This is a genomic window from Kitasatospora kazusensis, assembly GCF_039529945.1.
GTDB lineage: Bacteria > Actinomycetota > Actinomycetes > Streptomycetales > Streptomycetaceae > Kitasatospora > Kitasatospora kazusensis.
Map to the genome: position 1 here is coordinate 131,208 of NZ_BAAANT010000005.1, position 16,331 is coordinate 147,538.

Annotated in this window: 17 protein-coding genes; 15 read left to right on the forward strand and 2 right to left on the reverse strand. The window is 73.4% G+C overall.

The genetic code is table 11. From position 1 onward, the window contains the following. Nucleotides 1-93: 93 nt before the first annotated feature. On the forward strand, nt 94-1,101 hold the full coding sequence (locus tag ABD330_RS06680; RefSeq protein WP_344461771.1) for an aldo/keto reductase: 1,008 nt from the start codon (nt 94-96) through the stop codon (nt 1,099-1,101). A 51-nt stretch (nt 1,102-1,152) separates the two neighbouring features. Then, entirely contained in the window at nt 1,153-1,740 is a 588-nt protein-coding gene (locus ABD330_RS06685) for a TetR/AcrR family transcriptional regulator (RefSeq protein WP_344461772.1), read from the forward strand. A gap of 83 nt (nt 1,741-1,823) precedes the next feature. Here ABD330_RS06685 and ABD330_RS06690 read toward each other — a convergent pair whose 3' ends face one another. Further along, nucleotides 1,824-2,090: a GlsB/YeaQ/YmgE family stress response membrane protein gene (locus ABD330_RS06690; protein WP_344461773.1), complete on the reverse strand. Its 267-nt coding sequence runs from the start codon at nt 2,088-2,090 to the stop codon at nt 1,824-1,826. 217 nt (nt 2,091-2,307) lie between these two features. Between ABD330_RS06690 and ABD330_RS06695 the strand changes: the two genes are divergently transcribed. From ABD330_RS06695 to ABD330_RS06740, 10 genes are all read left to right on the forward strand, one after another. After that, on the forward strand, nt 2,308-3,045 hold the full coding sequence (locus ABD330_RS06695) for a response regulator transcription factor (RefSeq protein ID WP_344461775.1): 738 nt from the start codon (nt 2,308-2,310) through the stop codon (nt 3,043-3,045). Next, complete coding sequence (locus tag ABD330_RS06700) at nt 3,042-4,517, forward strand: ATP-binding protein (RefSeq protein WP_344461777.1); 1,476 nt, start codon at nt 3,042-3,044, stop codon at nt 4,515-4,517. The genes ABD330_RS06695 and ABD330_RS06700 overlap by 4 nt, the downstream gene beginning before the upstream one ends. A 156-nt stretch (nt 4,518-4,673) precedes the next feature. Next, nucleotides 4,674-5,069 carry a hypothetical protein gene (locus ABD330_RS06705; protein WP_344461779.1) on the forward strand — a complete coding sequence of 132 codons (396 nt, stop codon included), beginning with the start codon at nt 4,674-4,676 and terminating at the stop codon, nt 5,067-5,069. A gap of 2 nt (nt 5,070-5,071) precedes the next feature. Next, entirely contained in the window at nt 5,072-5,356 is a 285-nt protein-coding gene (locus ABD330_RS06710) for a hypothetical protein (protein ID WP_344461781.1), read from the forward strand. A 442-nt stretch (nt 5,357-5,798) separates the two neighbouring features. Further along, a complete protein-coding gene (locus ABD330_RS06715; RefSeq protein WP_344461783.1) occupies nt 5,799-6,299 on the forward strand; it encodes a cysteine dioxygenase in 501 nt (166 codons plus the stop codon). Then, nucleotides 6,284-6,676, forward strand: a complete 393-nt coding sequence (locus ABD330_RS06720; protein ID WP_425555469.1) for a rhodanese-like domain-containing protein — start codon at nt 6,284-6,286, stop codon at nt 6,674-6,676. The genes ABD330_RS06715 and ABD330_RS06720 overlap by 16 nt, the downstream gene beginning before the upstream one ends. Before the next feature lie 183 nt (nt 6,677-6,859). Next, nucleotides 6,860-7,912: an ABC transporter ATP-binding protein gene (locus ABD330_RS06725; protein WP_344461787.1), complete on the forward strand. Its 1,053-nt coding sequence runs from the start codon at nt 6,860-6,862 to the stop codon at nt 7,910-7,912. After that, on the forward strand, nt 7,902-8,570 hold the full coding sequence (locus ABD330_RS06730; protein ID WP_344461789.1) for an ABC transporter permease: 669 nt from the start codon (nt 7,902-7,904) through the stop codon (nt 8,568-8,570). Before ABD330_RS06725 ends, ABD330_RS06730 begins: the two co-directional genes overlap by 11 nt. Then, entirely contained in the window at nt 8,567-9,277 is a 711-nt protein-coding gene (locus ABD330_RS06735) for an ABC transporter permease (RefSeq protein WP_344461791.1), read from the forward strand. The genes ABD330_RS06730 and ABD330_RS06735 overlap by 4 nt, the downstream gene beginning before the upstream one ends. 98 nt (nt 9,278-9,375) lie before the next feature. Beyond that, the gene (locus ABD330_RS06740; RefSeq protein WP_344461793.1) at nt 9,376-10,284 is read left to right on the forward strand and encodes an ABC transporter substrate-binding protein; all 909 of its coding nucleotides are present in this window, start codon (nt 9,376-9,378) and stop codon (nt 10,282-10,284) included. 92 nt (nt 10,285-10,376) lie between these two features. Here the strand turns inward: ABD330_RS06740 and ABD330_RS06745 are convergent, their stop codons facing one another. Beyond that, complete coding sequence (locus ABD330_RS06745; RefSeq protein WP_344461795.1) at nt 10,377-10,988, reverse strand: aggregation-promoting factor C-terminal-like domain-containing protein; 612 nt, start codon at nt 10,986-10,988, stop codon at nt 10,377-10,379. Between the two features lie 982 nt (nt 10,989-11,970). Between ABD330_RS06745 and ABD330_RS06750 the strand changes: the two genes are divergently transcribed. From ABD330_RS06750 to ABD330_RS06760, 3 genes are all read left to right on the forward strand, one after another. Next, nucleotides 11,971-13,719, forward strand: a complete 1,749-nt coding sequence (locus ABD330_RS06750; protein WP_344461797.1) for a glycosyl hydrolase family 18 protein — start codon at nt 11,971-11,973, stop codon at nt 13,717-13,719. A gap of 158 nt (nt 13,720-13,877) precedes the next feature. After that, a complete protein-coding gene (locus ABD330_RS06755; RefSeq protein ID WP_344461799.1) occupies nt 13,878-14,855 on the forward strand; it encodes a hypothetical protein in 978 nt (325 codons plus the stop codon). A gap of 261 nt (nt 14,856-15,116) precedes the next feature. Next, nucleotides 15,117-16,331, forward strand: a complete 1,215-nt coding sequence (locus ABD330_RS06760) for an alpha/beta hydrolase (protein WP_344461801.1) — start codon at nt 15,117-15,119, stop codon at nt 16,329-16,331.

Below are 16,331 nucleotides of genomic sequence, written 5' to 3' on the forward strand. Positions count from 1 at the left end.
GTCATCCGTCATGCCATAGTCAATACACGTCACCCCGACGCCGTCATCGCGACGACGTCAAGCAACCCCTGCGATCCATCCAGGAGCCTCCCGATGACCACCCGCCCTGCCCGTACCCAGCTCGGCAGCACCGGCCCCGCCACCTCTGCCCTCGGCCTCGGTTGCATGGGCATGTCAGCTCTGTACGGCCCCGCCGACGAGACCGAGAGCATCGCCACCGTCCACGCCGCCCTCGACGCGGGCGTGACCCTGCTCGACACCGGCGACTTCTACGGCATGGGCCACAACGAGCTGCTGATCCACGACGCCCTGCGCAGCCGTAACCGCGAGGACGTCCAGATCAGCGTCAAGTTCGGCGCCCAGCGCGGCCCGGACGAGAGCTGGCTCGGCTACGACGCGAGCCCCGCCGCCACCAAGACGGCCCTCGCCTACACCCTCCGCCGCCTGCGCACCGACTACATCGACGTCTACCGCCCGGCCCGCCTGGACCCGAACGTCCCGATCGAGGAGACCGTCGGCGCCATCGCCGACCTGGTCAAGGCGGGTTACGTCCGTCACATCGGCCTCTCCGAGGTCGGCGCCGCCACCCTGCGCCGCGCGGCCGCCGTGCACCCGATCAGCGACCTGCAGATCGAGTACTCGCTGATCTCCCGCGGCCTGGAGGCGGAGGTCCTGCCCACCGCCCGCGAGCTGGGCATCGGCATCACCGCGTACGGCGTGCTCTCGCGCGGCCTGATCAGCGGCCACTGGAGCAACGACCGTGCCGTCGACAAGGCGGACTTCCGCGGCTTCAGCCCGCGCTTCCAGGGGGACAACCTCGCCCACAACCTGAGCCTGGTCGAGGCGCTGCGCGCCATCGCGGAGGCCAAGGGCGCCAGCGTCGCCCAGGTCGCCATCGCCTGGGTGTCCTCGCGCGGTGCCGACATCGTGCCGCTGGTCGGCGCGCGCCGCCGGGACCGCCTGACGGAGGCGCTCGGCGCGCTCGACGTCACCCTCTCCCAGGCCGACCTCGACGCCATCGAAGCGGCCATCCCCGCAGGTGCGGCGGCCGGCGAGCGGTACTCTGCCGCACAGATGGCTCATCTCGACAGCGAGCACTGAGCCGCCCCGACCGACCCCGTCGGCCCCGCCCAGGTAAGGACGTACCTCCCCGTGACCACGGACAGCACCCTCACTCCCGAGCAGATCCTGAGCGCGGCGGAGGATGTCCTGCGGCGGTTCGGCCCGGCCAAAGCCACCGTGGTGGACATCGCCCGCACCCTGGGCGTCAGCCACGGCAGCGTCTACCGGCACTTCCCCAGCAAGGCCGCGCTCCGCGAGGCCGTGACCCAGCGCTGGCTGGACCAGGCGCACCACCGGCTCGCGGCGATCACCGTGGAGCGCGGCCCCGCCCCCGAGCGGCTGCACCGCTGGCTGGCCACCCTGTTCGCCGCCAAGCGCCGCAAGGCGCTGGACGACCCGGAGATGTTCGCGACCTACATGACGCTGGTGAACGAGACCAGCAGCACCGTCGAGGCGCACATCGACACCCTGGTCGCCCAGGTCGCCACCATCCTCCAGGACGGCATCCACCAGGGCGAGTTCCGCCCGACCCACGTGGGCACCGCAGCCCGCGCGGTCTTCCAGGCGACGGCCCACTTCCACGACCCGGCGCACGCGGCCGAGTGGTCCTCGCCGCGCGCCGAGAGCGACTTCGAGGGCGTCTGGGCCCTGCTGCTGAGCGGGCTGCGCGCCCCCTGAAACCGTCCGCGCCCCCGACCCGCGAGTTGCACTCGCGGGTCGGGGGCGCGGGCGTCAGCGGGACGGGGGCCCGGGCGCGGGCGTCAGCGGCGCGAGTTGCCGAAGACGATGCGGTAGACGATCAGCAGGACGAGCGCCCCGGCGATCGCCGACCCCCAGGTCGCGAGGTCGAAGAAGTGGGTCGCGACCGGCCGGTGCAGGAACTTCGACGAGAGCCAGCCTCCGACGAACGACCCGGCGATGCCGATCAGGGTGGTGACGACGAGCCCGCCCGGGTCGCGTCCGGGAAGCAGAATCTTGGCGATGCCCCCTGCCAGGAGGCCGAGAATGATCCAGCCGACAATCCCCACAGCGTCTCTCCTGCCCTCCACCGGACCGCCCGGGTGCGGGCGGCCGTACCGGTAGGGACGCCTGCCCGGCCCGCCCGGTTGCAAGCGCTCGAACGGGTGCCCGCCGCCGGACGCCTCCGTTCCACCGGGCCGGCCTCCCGTCTCCCCTCCTGCCTCCCCTCCGGACGCCCGGACGTGAGAGGGTCGGGCTCGGACGCGGGGGTACGAGGAGGACAGCTTGACCGGGAGTACCACCACCGCCACCACCGGACGGGTCCTGGTGGCGGACGACGACGCGGCCATCCGCCGCTCGCTGGAGCGCGGGCTGCGGCTGAGCGGCTTCACCGTGCTGCTCGCCGAGGACGGGCCGAGCGCGTTGGCACTGGCCGCCCGCGAGACACCCGACGTCCTGGTCCTGGACGTGTCGATGCCCGGCCTGACCGGGACGGAGGTCTGCCGGGGTCTGCGTGCCACGGGCGACGAGACCCCGGTACTGATGCTGTCGGCGCTGGACGAGGTCGCCGACCGGGTCGCCGGGTTGCAGGCGGGAGCGGACGACTACCTGGTCAAGCCGTTCGCGCTGGAGGAGCTGGTGCTCCGGCTGCAGGCCCTGCTGCGCCGCCGCCCCGACCGGGCCCGCGGCGGACCCCCGCAGGCCGAGGTGCTGCGGGCCGGCCCGCTGGTGATCGATCCGGCGACCCGGCAGGCCCACCAGGACGGTGTCGAACTCCGGCTCACCCGGAGGGAGTTCGAGCTGCTGGTCCAGCTCGTCCGGAACGCCGGGATCGTGCTCACCCGGGACCAGCTGCTCGACCGGGTCTGGGGCTACGACTTCGAGGTCCGTACCGACGCGGTCGACACCTTCGTCAGCTACCTGCGCCGCAAGCTGGAGGAGGGCGGCCGGCCGCGCCTGATCCACACGGTGCGCGGGGTCGGCTTCGTCCTGCGGCTGCCCGAGCACCGGAGCGCCCGATGAAGCTCGCCACCCGGATCGCGCTCTCGGTGACCGTCGTGGTGCCGCTGCTGGTGCTGGCCGCCGGGCTGCTGCTGCTCGGGCTGGTCAACCGCGACCTGCACAACCAGCAGGACACCCGCCTCCAGGACCAGGCCTCGGCCACCCTGCCGGACGTCCGGACCCTGCTGAACGCCGACCGCAACGGCCGGCTCAAGGTGGAGCAGAACCAGCACCGCCTGGTGCTCGACAACGTGCTCGACGCGGGCATCCTGGTCCGCGCGGCGGACGGCACGGTGGTGCTGAAGGGCGGCCCCCAGCCCGCCGACCCCGCGCGGCTGCCGCAGTCCACCCCGAACGGCCCGGTCACCGTGCGGGGCGGCGGCCACGCCTGGCGGGTGCTGACCGTCCCGGTGGCGGGGGCCGCGCCGGGCACGCTCTGGCTGTTCGCCCCCGCCTCGGCCACCGACCCGCAGATCGCCGCCGTGCGCGGCCGGGTGGTGCTGGTCGCGCTGCTGGCGGCGCCGGTGGCCGGGCTGCTCGGGTACGCCCTGGCCGGGCGGGCCACCGCCTCCGTCCGCCGGCTGAGCCGCCGGGCGGCCGAGCTGGACCCGGCGGCCGGACCGGCCGCCTTCCCCACCGCACCGGTGCACATCACCGAGGTGGACGAACTGTCATCGGCGATCGGCCAGTTGCTGTCCCGCTACGACGAGCAGGCACACCGCACAGCCCAAGCCCTGGACACCGCGCGGTCGTTCTCCTCCGCCGCCTCGCACGAGCTGCGGACGCCACTGATGAGCATGCGCACCGACCTGGACGTGCTGGCCGCACACCCCGACCTGCCCGCCGACGAACGGGCCGAGGTGGTGGGGGACTTGCAGCGCGACCACGCCCGGCTGCTGGAACTGCTCACCGCCCTGCGGATGCTGGCCCAGGGCGATCTGGTGGAGGTCTCCGCATTCGGACCGCTCGACCTGTCCGAGTTGGTGGACAGTGCCGTCGGCGAGACCGCGCGGCGCCGTCCGGAGGTCGAGCTGAGTGCCGAACTCCCCGCCGAGCTGAGGGTGTTCGGCTGGGACGCGGGCCTGCGAATCCTGCTGGCCAACCTGCTGGGCAACGCCGTGGTGCACGGCCACCTGCCGGACCGGCCCGCCCGGATCACCGTACGGCTGCGCGCCGAGCTCGGCCCGCAGGGCGGTCAGGCCGTGCTCACCGTGGACGACGAGGGCCCGGGCATCCCGCCCGCCGAACGGGAGGCGGTCTTCCGCCGGTTCCACCACCGCCCGGGCAGCCCGGGCTCCGGGCTCGGACTGACCCTGGTCGCCCAGCAGGCCGCCCTGCACCGGGGCACCGTCACCGTCGGGACCCCGCCCACCGGCAGCGGCGCCGGCGCCGGTACCGGTACCCGGTTCGAACTGCGACTGCCGCTGCTGGCGGTGGACGCGCCGACCCTCCAGCTGCCGGCCCGGCGCGACTGGATCTCCCGCGCGAACTGACGGTTCGCGGCACCGGGCCCACCGGGCATAAGCGCCGGGCCCACCGGACGGGGGCACCGGGCGGGAGACCCACAAGGAATCCACAAAAAGGCCCGTTACCGTCCTGCTCGGTTGGACCGCACGGCCAACCCAACCGGCATCGAAGGGGATTCAGCCATGCTCCCGAACCGCAAGTCCGCCGCCGCGCTCGGCGCCCTCGCGCTGGCCGGCGCCGCCCTGCTGGCCGCCGCCCCCGCCCAGGCGGCGACGACGACCGCCAAGGCCGCCCCGAAGGGCGACGGCGCGAAGGCCATCTGCAAGCGGCTGCCGAAGACCGAGGCCCGGATCGACGCCTCGATCACCCGGCTGAACGGCGCCGTCACGGTGCCGGGCTCGGTCGCCCGGCTGGCGCAGCGCGTGACCGACGCCAAGGCGGCCGGCCACACCGAGGTCTACACCTACCTGAACGACCGGCTGACCTTCCGCAAGAGCCTGCTGCCCACCCTCCAGCAGCGGCAGGCGGACCTGAAGTCCGTCGCCACCTGGTGCACCGCGCAGGCCGACGCCAAGTGACCATGAACCGACGCACCGCCACCGGCTTCGCCGCCCTCGCCGCCGCTGCCGCACTGCTGCTCACCGGCTGCGGGCACGGCGGCACCGCGCCCGCAGCCCCGGCACCGGCCGCGTCCGGCAGCGGCGGCGCGGCCGGCGCGGGCAGCACTCCGGACACCGCAGGCACCGCAGGCACCGCAGGCACCGCAGGCACCGGCGACGCCACGCTCAAGGACATGCAGCAGAAGGTGGACTCCGCCGACAGCGCCGCCGCCCAGGCGGAGACGGACTCCACCCAGAACAACTGACCCACCGGCACCACCGCACCGCACGGCCTGCCCCGTCTCCCCCGGGGCAGGCCGTCGGCGTCCCACCGGCCCGGCGTCCTCCGGGCCCGGCGTCCTCCGGGCCCGGCAGCGCCCCGGCCCGGCAGCGCCCCCGGTCCGGCGACGTGCCGAAGAACCCGGCGACACCCCTCCCACCTGCCGGGACAGGCTTGACGCGCCGCCGTCTCTCCGTCACGATCAGCGCATGGACACCGGCACCGCTCTGGTCTGCCGCCTGCACGTCGATCTGCGACGCCAGGCGAGCGACATGTGTGCCTGCTGTCCCTGCTGACTTCCGGATCCCTCCGCCCGGTGACCACTCCCCGGGTCTGATCCGCACTCCCCCAGAGCCGCCCGCTCCCCTGCCGCCGTGCGCGCCCGTCCGCGTCCGGCCGCCCCGCTTTCGGCCTTCCCGAGGACTCCCATGAGCCTGGATCTCGCCCTTGCCCGCGCACTGCCGCGGACCGGGCCCGCACTCTCGCCCAACGCCCTGCGCAAGATCGTCCAGGACGTGGCCGAGCGGACCGACGAGTGGCTGCCCCGGGTCCGGCTCGCGGCCGGCGAGCGGTGGTACGAACGGATCCGGCTGGCCGAGGACCACGAGGTGTGGCTGATCAGCTGGCTGCCGGGGCAGTCCACCGGGTTCCACGACCACGGCGGCTCGCGTGGCGCGTTCCTGGTGGCGCTGGGCGAACTGGAGGAACTCTCGCTCGGCGGCCCGGAGCAGGGGCTGCTGATGCGCCGGGTCGGTCCGGGTACGGCGCGCGCCTTCGGGCCGGACTACCTGCACGACATCCGCAACACGGCCGCCGGACCGGCGGTCACCCTGCACGCGTACTCGCCGCCGCTGAGCGAGATGTCACGCTACGAACTGCGGGCCGGCGGCCTGGTCCGCACCGCGACGGAAGGATCGGACCAGTGGTGACCACGATCGAGGAGCTGGTGGAGCGGGCGCGGGCCGGGGTGCACCGGCCGGGTCCGCAGGAGGCGTACCGGGAGGCGGCGGCGGGTGCGCTGCTGGTCGACATCCGGCCGGTGGCGCAGCGGGCGCGCGAGGGTGCGATCCCGGGCGCGCTGGTCGTCGAGCGCAACGTGCTGGAGTGGCGGCTCGACCCGGCGGGCAGCCACCGGATCCCCGAGGCGACCGGCCACGACCTGCGGGTGATCGTGGTGTGCTCGGAGGGTTACGCGTCCAGCCTCGCCGCGGCGAGCCTGCGCGAGCTGGGCCTGCGTCTGGCCACCGACCTGGACGGCGGGTTCGTCGCCTGGGCGGCTGCGGGGCTGCCGACCACCGCCGGCTGACGCGGGAACAGGGCGGCCGGCGGCCGTCAGCCACCCGGCTCGGCCCTTACGGATGGCTGACGGTCAGCCGCGCCGTCACTCGAACACCGCCGAATTCTGGCAGAGTCAGATATCCATACTGTCCGTACCGTCCGCCCGAAAAACCACGACTGGTGCCGAAGGCGCCGAAGCTAGGATCGTTCTGTGATCAGATTCGACGGTGCCGCCAAGCACCACCCGGACGGCACGGTCGCCGTCGCGGGACTCGACCTGGACGTGCCGGCCGGGCGAATAACCGTGCTGGTCGGCCCGTCCGGCTGCGGGAAGACCACCATCCTGCGGATGGTCAACCGGATGGTCGAGCCGACCTCGGGCCGGGTCCTGCTGGACGGCACCGACGTCACCCGGCTGCCGGCCGCGGGGCTCCGCCGGGGCATCGGTTACGTGATCCAGCAGGCCGGGCTCTTCCCGCACCGGCGGGTGATCGACAACATCGCCACCGTCCCGTACCTGCTCGGCTGGGACCGCAGGAAGGCCCGCGCCCGGGCCGCCGAGCTGCTCGAACTGGTCGGCCTGGCACCGGAGACCGCCAAGCGCTACCCCTTCCAGCTGTCCGGCGGGCAGCAGCAGCGGGTCGGCGTGGCCCGCGCGCTCGCCGCCGACCCGCCGGTGCTGCTGATGGACGAGCCGTTCAGTGCCGTCGACCCGGTGGTCCGCGCCGGACTCCAGGAGGAACTGCTCCGGCTCCAGGGCGAGTTGAACAAGACCGTCCTGTTCGTCACGCACGACATCGAGGAAGCCGTCCGGCTCGGCGACCAGGTCGTGGTGCTGCGCGAGCACGGCGAGATCGCCCAACTCGCCGATCCGCACACGCTGCTGACGGCGCCGGCCGACGAGAGCGTGGCCGCCTTCCTCGGCCGGGACCGGGGCCTGCGCGGGCTCGGCCTGCGCTCCGCCGCCGGGGTGGCCGTACGGCCGCTCGCCGACACCTCGCAACACGGCGACTGGGAGCTGCTCCTGGACGCCGACGGCCGCCCGGCCGGCTGGCGCGCCACGGACGGCGCCGCCCACCCCGCGCCCGCCTTCCACCCCGGCGGCGACACCCTGCGCACCGCGCTGGACGCCGCCGTGCTCTCCCCCGCCGGACTCGCGGTCGCCGTCGGCCCGGACGGCCGGGCTGTCGGCACCGCCGACCGGGCGGCCGTCCTCGCGGCCCTCGCCGACGACCACCGGCCGGTGAGCACCCGTGGACGGTGAACCGCTGGTCCGCTGGTACTGGATCGGCGACCACCTGGCGTACCTGCGCGGCCTCGCGCTCGACCACGCGGTGATCGCCCTCGTCCCCGTCCTGATCGGCCTGCTGATCGCGGTGCCGCTGGGCCTGGCCTGCGCCCGCTTCCCCCGGCTCTACCAGCCGCTGTCCGCCGTCTTCAACGTGGTGTACGCGCTGCCCTCGCTCGCGGTCTTCGTGGTGCTGATCCCGTACACCGGCCTGGCCACCCGCGCGACCGTGATGGTGCCGCTCACCTGCTACGCCCTCGCGGTGCTGCTGCCGACCACGGTGGACGGACTGCGCTCGGTGCCGGACTCGGTGCGGCAGGCCGCCATCGCGATGGGCTACGGCCCCTGGCGCCGGCTGGCGGCCGTCGAACTCCCGGCCTCGGTGCCGTACCTGGTCTCCGGGCTGCGGGTTGCGGCGGTGTCCAGCATCTCGCTGGCCGCCGTCGGCGCGCTGGTCGGCCGGGGCGGGCTGGGCTACCTGTTCATCGACGGCTTCCAGCGCAGTTTCCCGACCCCGATCGTGGCCGGCATCGTGCTGGTCGCCGCGCTCGCGCTGGCCACCGACCTGCTGCTGGTGCTGGCCCGGCGGCTGCTCGCGCCGTGGGCCGTCCGGGAGAAGGGGGCCGCCCGGTGAACTGGACCGCCTGGGCCGGCTGGCTCACCACCTTCTTCACCGCACCCGCGCGGCGCAGCGGACCGGACTCGATCGTGCACCGGGTCGGCGAGCACCTCACGCTCTGCGGCGAGGCGCTGCTGTGGTCCGCCCTGCTGGCCGTCCCGCTCGGCCTGCTGATCGGCTACACCGGGCGCGGCGCCGTCGCCGTGACGGCGCTGACCGGCGTGGCCCGCGCGCTGCCCACCCTCGGGCTGGTCACACTGGCCGTCCTACTGGCGGGCGTGGGCGACGGCGCCGTACTGGTGCCGCTGGTCGCGCTGGCCGCTCCGCCGCTGCTGGTGGCCACCGTCGAGGGCATCCGGGGCACCGACCCCGAGCTGCGCGACGCGGCCCGTGGCATCGGCCTGACGCACCGTCAAGTCCTGTTCCAGGTCTGCCTTCCGGCAGCCCTGCCGACCCTGATCGCCGGGCTGCGCTCGGCGACCGTCCAGGTGATCGCGACCGCCACCGTCGCCGCGTACGTCGGCCTCGGCGGCCTCGGCCGGTACGTCATCGACGGGCTGGCCACCCGGGACTTCCCCGCGACGGTGGGCGGCGCGCTGCTCGTGGTGCTGCTCGCCGTCGCCGCCCAGCTGTTCTTCTCGCTGCTGCTCCGGTACGGGCTGCCGCCGGGCCTGCGGGCCCAACGCGCGGCGGGCCGCCGCAGCGGCGGCCCGCACGGATGAGCCCCGCCTCGTACCGAACCCCGCTCCGCACCCACCCACGGCCGAATCCACGGCCGTGGCCCACGGCCGGACCCTCGGCCGGCTCCAGAAGGAGACCCATGCATTCCCGTCTGATCCGCTCCGTCGCCGCCACCGCCGTCCTGCTCGGCGCGGCGGCCTGCAGCTCGTCCGGCAGCGGCAGCGACCCGCTCGCGGGCTCCTCCGCCTCGGGCGGCTCGGGCAGGACCGTGGTGGTCGGCTCGGCGAACTTCCCCGAGAACGTGCTGCTGGCCTCGATCTACTCGCAGGCCCTGCAGGCCAAGGGCGTCAAGGTCCAGGAGAAGTTCAACATCGGCAGCCGCGAGGTGCTCTACGGACAGCTGCAGAACGGCAGTCTCACCGTGCTGCCCGAGTACAACGGCGCGCTGCTCGGCTACCTGGACGCCAAGAACACCGCCTCCGGCACCACGGCGGTCAACGCCGCGCTGCAGGCGAAGCTGCCCGCCTCGCTGGGGATCCTCGACTCGGCGGCCGCCGAGGACAAGGACTCGCTCACCGTCAGCCAGGAGAACGCGGCCAAGTACAACCTGAAGAGCATCGCCGACCTGTCCGCCCAGGCGTCCGGCTTCACCGTCGGCGGGCCGCCGGAGTTCAAGAGCCGCCGTGAGCAGCAGTTCAAGGACGCCTACGGCCTCACCTTCAAGGAGTGGAAGCCGACCGGCGACGCCACGGCCGACTCGCTGAAGAGCAACGCGGTCCAGGTCGGCAACGTGTTCACCACCGACCCGAAGATCCTGCTGCTCAAGCTGGTGACGCTCACCGACCCGAAGAACGTCTTCAGCTCGCAGAACGTCACCCCGCTGGTCAACAAGGCCGGCCTGGACGCGACGGCCACCGGCGCGCTGAACGCGGTCTCCGCCAAGCTGGACACCGCCGGGCTGACGGCGCTGATGAAGCGCGTCAGCGTCGACAAGGAGGACCCGTCGGCGGTCGCCAAGGACTGGCTGAAGACCAACGGCCTGAGCTGACCCGGCGCCCTCCGCCCTGCCGCGGACGTGGAGCAGCCCCGCACCCGTTCGAACGGGTGCGGGGCTGCTCTGCGCACTGGGCCGGGTCCGGCTCAGTACCAGTGGTGGGTCTGCCAGAAGGACCAGGCGGCGTTCGGGCTGCCGTAGCGGTCGTTCATGTAGCCGAGCGTCCACTTGATCTGGGTCTCGGGGTTGGTGCGCCAGTCGGAGCCGGCCGAGGCCATCTTGGAGGCCGGCAGCGCCTGGCCCAGGCCGTAGGAGCCGGACGACGGGTTGGTCGCCTGGAAGTTCCAGCTGCTCTCGTGGCTGACGATGTTGGCGAACGAAGCGTACTGGTCGGCCGGGACGATGCTCTTCGCCAGCGCCTGGACACCGCTCGGGCTGGTGTCGGTGACGGCCAGCGCCGGGCGCTGCTCCGAGCGGGAGGCGGCCTCCTGCTGCGCGGGAGCCGGGGCGGCGGGCGCGGCGGGAGCAGCCGGGGCCGCAGGAGCGGCGGGAGCAGCCGGAGCGGCCGGGGCTACGGGGGCGGCACTGTGGACCACCGGAGCGGGGGCGGTGGCGACCGCCGTCACCACTGCGGCGGAAGCGTTGTCCTCGGGAAGTGCCACCGCGACGACGGAGGCGGCACAGGCCGTCGCCAGACCGGCGGCGGCCACCACGAGGGTGGAGCGTCGGCGCATGGCGGCAAGGAGGGAACTACGCATGAAGTGTGGCCTTCCTGGACCGGGTGACCCCGATCGGTTGGACCGGCCCCGGGCGCGCGGCAGCGTGGCGGCATGGAACCGCCCGTTGCGTGTACTGCGCCGATGGCCGTGAGCACCGCTGCCCCGCCGGCCCGTGGTGGGCCCGGGGGTGGGTACCGAACGTTTCGCGCTCCCCTGGACCGGCCCGGGCCGCTGGGGGCGGCCGGTGCGACAGGGCGGAGCGCCTTGCGACTCGTCCAGTTCTAGCCCGGCCGCGTGCCCGGCTTCAACCAGGCCCACTACGACGAGGCGTAGTAGCGGGGCGGGCCGCCTTCGGTTCCACGCCCGCCCGCCGAGGCCGCCCCCGGCCCGCCCGGCCGCCGGGACGGGACCGGGGCGGTGCCTCTACGATCGGGCGTCGTTGTGAGGAAAGCCTTGTGGCTGGTGTCACCAACCGGGACGCCGGATGTCACCCAGCGCGACGCCGCGAACACCGGAATCCGGCCGCCCGGCGGGCTCCGCACCCGGAAGGCTCACCGGCAGGACCTGCTCACCGCCGAAGCGGCCTGACCCGCCCCCGCCCGCAACGGCACGCACCGGTCCACGACGCCCGGGCGGACCCGGGCGGACCCGAACGAACCTGGGCGGGACGCCCCCCGGCGCCCCGCCCAGGGGATCAGGCGGTCGCCTTCCCCTTCGGAGTCGCACGCGTGCTCGATCATGGCCGATCCCGTCCCGGCGCGGCAAATGAGAATCACGGTGCCCTGCGGGCCGTCTCAGCCGGTGGGCAGGACCGTTGACGAACTGTTAGGGCTCTTGACAGACGAGTGGTCCAGACCAACCATAGGCGGTGTCCTTCCGACCGGGCTGCACTGTGGGGGTGTGAACACCGGCCGGCTGTGCTGTCGTGCACTGCCGTACCACCCCAGCAGTACCTGCGTCAGGCGCCGTCATGCCCAATTCCGGGTCAACGGCTTCCACATCCACATCTGTTGGAGCACCGATGCGCCTTCACAGATCCATCCAGACCCTGCTGACCACCGGCGTCACGCTGGCGGCCTCCGTGGGCCTGGCCGTTGTCGGCGGCAGCGTCGCGCACGCCGCCACGCCGCTGCCGTCGCACGTCTTCGCCCCCTACTTCGAGGCCTGGACCGGCGACAGCCCCGCCACGCTGGCCGCCCAGTCCGGCGACAAGTACCTGACGATGGCCTTCATCCAGACCGCGACCAAGGGCAGTTGCACCCCGTACTGGAACGGCGACACCGGTCTGCCGATCGCCTCGGCCAGCTTCGGCGCCGACATCGCCAAGATCCGCGCCAACGGTGGCGACGTCATCCCGTCCTTCGGCGGCTACACGGCGGACAACACCGGTACCGAGATCGCCGACGGCTGCACCGACGTGAACGCCGTCGCCGCCGCGTACGAGTCGGTCATCACCACGTACGACGCGAGCCGGATCGACCTGGACACCGAGGACAACTCGCTGACCAACACGGCCGGTATCGACCGCCGCAACAAGGCGATCAAGCTGGTCGAGGACTGGGCCGCCGCCAACGGCCGGTCCGTGCAGTTCTCGTACACGCTGCCGACCACCACCGGCGGGCTGGCCGCGAGCGGGCTCGCCGTGCTGAAGAACGCGGTGACGAACAACGCGCGGATCGACGTCGTGAACCAGATGACGTTCGACTACTACGACGGCGCCACCCACAACATGGCGACCGACGCGGAGAACGCCTCGACCGGCCTCTACAACCAGCTGGCCAAGCTGTACCCGGCCAAGTCCGCCGCCCAGCTGTGGAGTTCGATAGGCATCACCGAGATGGCCGGCATCGACGACTACGGCGCGGCCGAGACCTTCAGCACCGCCGACGCCACCGCCGTCACCAACTGGGCCACTGCCAAGGGCATCAGCACCCTCTCGTTCTGGGCACTCCAGCGCGACAACGGCGGCTGTGTCGGCACGGCGGGCTCGGACAGCTGCTCCGGCATCAGCCAGGGCACCTGGGACTTCAGCCACATCATGGCGCCGTTCTCGGGCGGCAGCGGGCCGGTGACTGACGACTTCTCGCTCGCCGACTCCCCCGCCGCAGGTTCGGTCGTCCAGGGCAGCGGCACCACCGCCACCCTCAACACCGCCGTCACCGCCGGCACCGCCCAGAACATCGCCCTGACCGTCACCGGCGCACCCGCCGGCGTCACCGCCACCGTCAACCCCACCAGCGTCACCGCGGGCACCAACGCCACCCTCACCGTCAGCACCACCGCCGCCACCGCACCCGGCAGCTACCCGCTCACCGTCACCGGCACCGCCGCCTCCGGCACCCACACCACCACCTACACCCTGACCGTCACCGGCAGCGGCGGCGGGGGCTCGGGTCTGGTCAACGGCGGCCTGGAGACGGGCAGTCTGACCCCCTGGACCTGCCAGAGCGGCGGCGCCGTGGTCAGCACGCCGGTCCACTCGGGTGCACACGCACTGCAGGCCGCCGCGACCGCGTCGCAGACCGGCGAGTGCGACCAGGCCGTCACACTCAAGCCCAACACCGCCTACACGCTGACTGGTTGGGTGCAGGGCAGCTACGCCTTCATCGGTGTCAGCGGCGGCGCCACCGCGTCCACCTGGACCTCGGCGGCCGGCTGGACCAAGCTGAGCGTGCCGTTCACGACCGGCGCGACCGGCGCGGTCACGGTCTACCTGCACGGCTGGTACAGCCAGGGCAACGTGTTCGGGGACGACTTCTCGATCGCCTGACGGACAGCCCGCACACCCACCGCACACCCACCGCACACCCACCACCCGCCGCACCGGCGGCCCGGGGCCGGACCGCAGCGAACCGCTGCCGTCCGGCCTCCGGGCGTACCGCCTCCCCCACTCGAACAGCCGGGCCCGGTGTCCTAGGATCACCGGCTATGAACGACGGGGCGCAGGATCACTTCGGTTGGGGACCGACGGCCGGTCAGGGCGCGACGCCGGACTGGGCCGCGCTCGCCGATCAGCACCAGCAGGACGCCCAGCGGCGCAAGCAGCGCCGGGTCATCGGGGCCGTGGTGGGCGGCGTGCTGGCGGTCGGCGGGCTCACCGCGACCGCCGTGGCCGTCACCGGACACGGCAAGGGCGCGCCCGGCCGGGCGACGGTCGCCCTCGGTGGCACCGCACCGGCCCCGGCCGGCTCCCCGGCCGCCGACCCCGGCGGCGTCGGGTTCGCCCCAGCCCCGGCCTCCGCGAGCGCGTCCGCCGGTGCGTCGGGCGGCGCGTCCGCCAGTGCGTCGGCGAGCGGGTCCGCGACGGCCGCCCGTCCGTCGGCGGGCGGCACCGCGCCCGACGGGCAGCCCGCGCCGCAGCCGTCCGCGCCCGGAGCCGGGCCCGGCGGGCCCACGCCCGACGACCCGCTCACGGTCATCTCCTCGGCGGGCACCGACACCGCCCCGCTGAACCCCGCCGCGCTGTTCCCCGACCGGACGCTGACCGTCGGGGGCCAGGTCTGGACGCAGGTGACCACTGCCACCACCGACCCGTGCTGGCGGGCCACCACCGGCGGCCTCGGCGAGATCGCCGACCACGGGTGCCGGACGGTGCTCCGCGCCACGTACGCCTCGGGGCACAGCGCCGTCACCGTCGGCGTCGCCGTGTACGACCAGCGGAGTCAGGCCGACGCCGGGGACCGGGCCTACCAGGGGCAGCTCCAAGGCCTCGTGACGCAGGGTTCGATCGCCTTCTGCGTGACGCCGGGGTGCGTGAACACCCATGCGGCGGTGGGCCGGTACGGGTACTTCACGGTCTCCGGCACGCTCAGGCCCGGCGGCGACACGGCGGACGCCACGGCCTCCGCCGCCGGCCCCGGCTTCGCCGACTACGTCCGGGGCAGGCTGCTCGCACGGGGGCACTGAACCGACCGGTCACCACGAGCACGTAGGCTTCCCGTCCGGGGGGCGCGCGACAGGCGCTTTTACAGAGGTGTGCGAGCGGTGCGCGGCAGCGTGCGCTGCTCCTGGCGCCCCCTGACCTGGTCGGCCGTCGCGGGGGGTACCGCCTGAGCACCGGCTCCCGGGTTTCTCTCACGAACAGGCAACCGAACAACCGTTCCCCGCTGTCCCTGATGTCGCCGGGCAAACGGGCCCGGGCGGCACAGGAGCTGGGTACAGAGCACGATGAACCTGACAGGCACTCCCTTCTTCATCCTCACGATCTTCCTGTTCGTGGCCTCGATCGCCCTGGCCATGGCGCAGTGGGGCCGCAGCAGGGGCGCGGGCGGCAACGCGGGCCATCCCGTCGTGGCGGGTCGGGCGGGATCCCGGCGGAGCAGGGCCGCCGCCGGGCGGCGAATCGGTCCGGTGCAGGCCCTCTCCTATCTCTCCACCATCCTGCTCTGCCAGTGCACCGCCATCACCCTGGTCTTCGTACTGGTCAACAACGCGAACGGGCTCTACGACAGCTGGGGCGACCTGCTGGGCACCTCGAACCACATCCGGGCCGTGCCGGTCCCCCCGAAGGACAACGGTCTGGCCGGGGACAAGGCAGGCGCCTCGCACGCCCCCAAGGTGGTCCAGGCCTTCCACGCGCCCGACTCCGACGCCGTCCCCAGGGACGTGAAGCAGGCCGACCTCAAGGGGCGGCTCTCCGGCGTGGACGGCGAGGTCCTGGTCTGGACGCCGCCGCAGTACGACGACCCGGCCTACAAGGACAAGACCTTCCCGGTGGTCGAGCTGCTGGGCGGCTACCCCGGCAGCTCCAGCACCTGGTTCGGCGACTCGGGCGGCATGGCCATCTCCAAGCAGCTCGCCCCGCTGATGAAGTCCGGTCAGGTGACGCCGTTCATCCTGGTCTCGCCCCGCGTCACCATCTACAGCAAGGCCGACACCGGCTGTGCCGACATCCCCGGCAAGGTCAACGCCGAGACCTGGTTCTCGCGTGACGTCCCACAGATGGTGCTGGACAACTTCCGGACCGACGCCACGCCCGGCCAGTGGGCCGTGGCCGGCTACTCGGCCGGCGCCCACTGCGCCAACCGGCTCGCCATCGGCCACCCGGACCGCTACCGCGCCGGGATCAGCCTGTCCGGCTACAACGACCCGACCGGCGAACCGGATTCGCTGACGGCCAAGGACCCCAAGCTGCGCGAGACGGACAACCCGCTCTACATGCTGACCCACGCCGCCACGCCGCCGAACGTCGCGCTCTACGAGACCGGCAGCAAGGTCACGGGCGAGGGGCTGGCGGACGCCATCGCCCTCCAGCAGGCGGCTAAGAGCCCGACCGTGGTGGTCCCGCTGGAGACCACCGGACCGCACGCGATCTCGACCTGGCGGCCCCTGGTCGTCCCGATCTTCAAGTGGCTGTCGGGGATCATCCCGGCGCCCCACTGA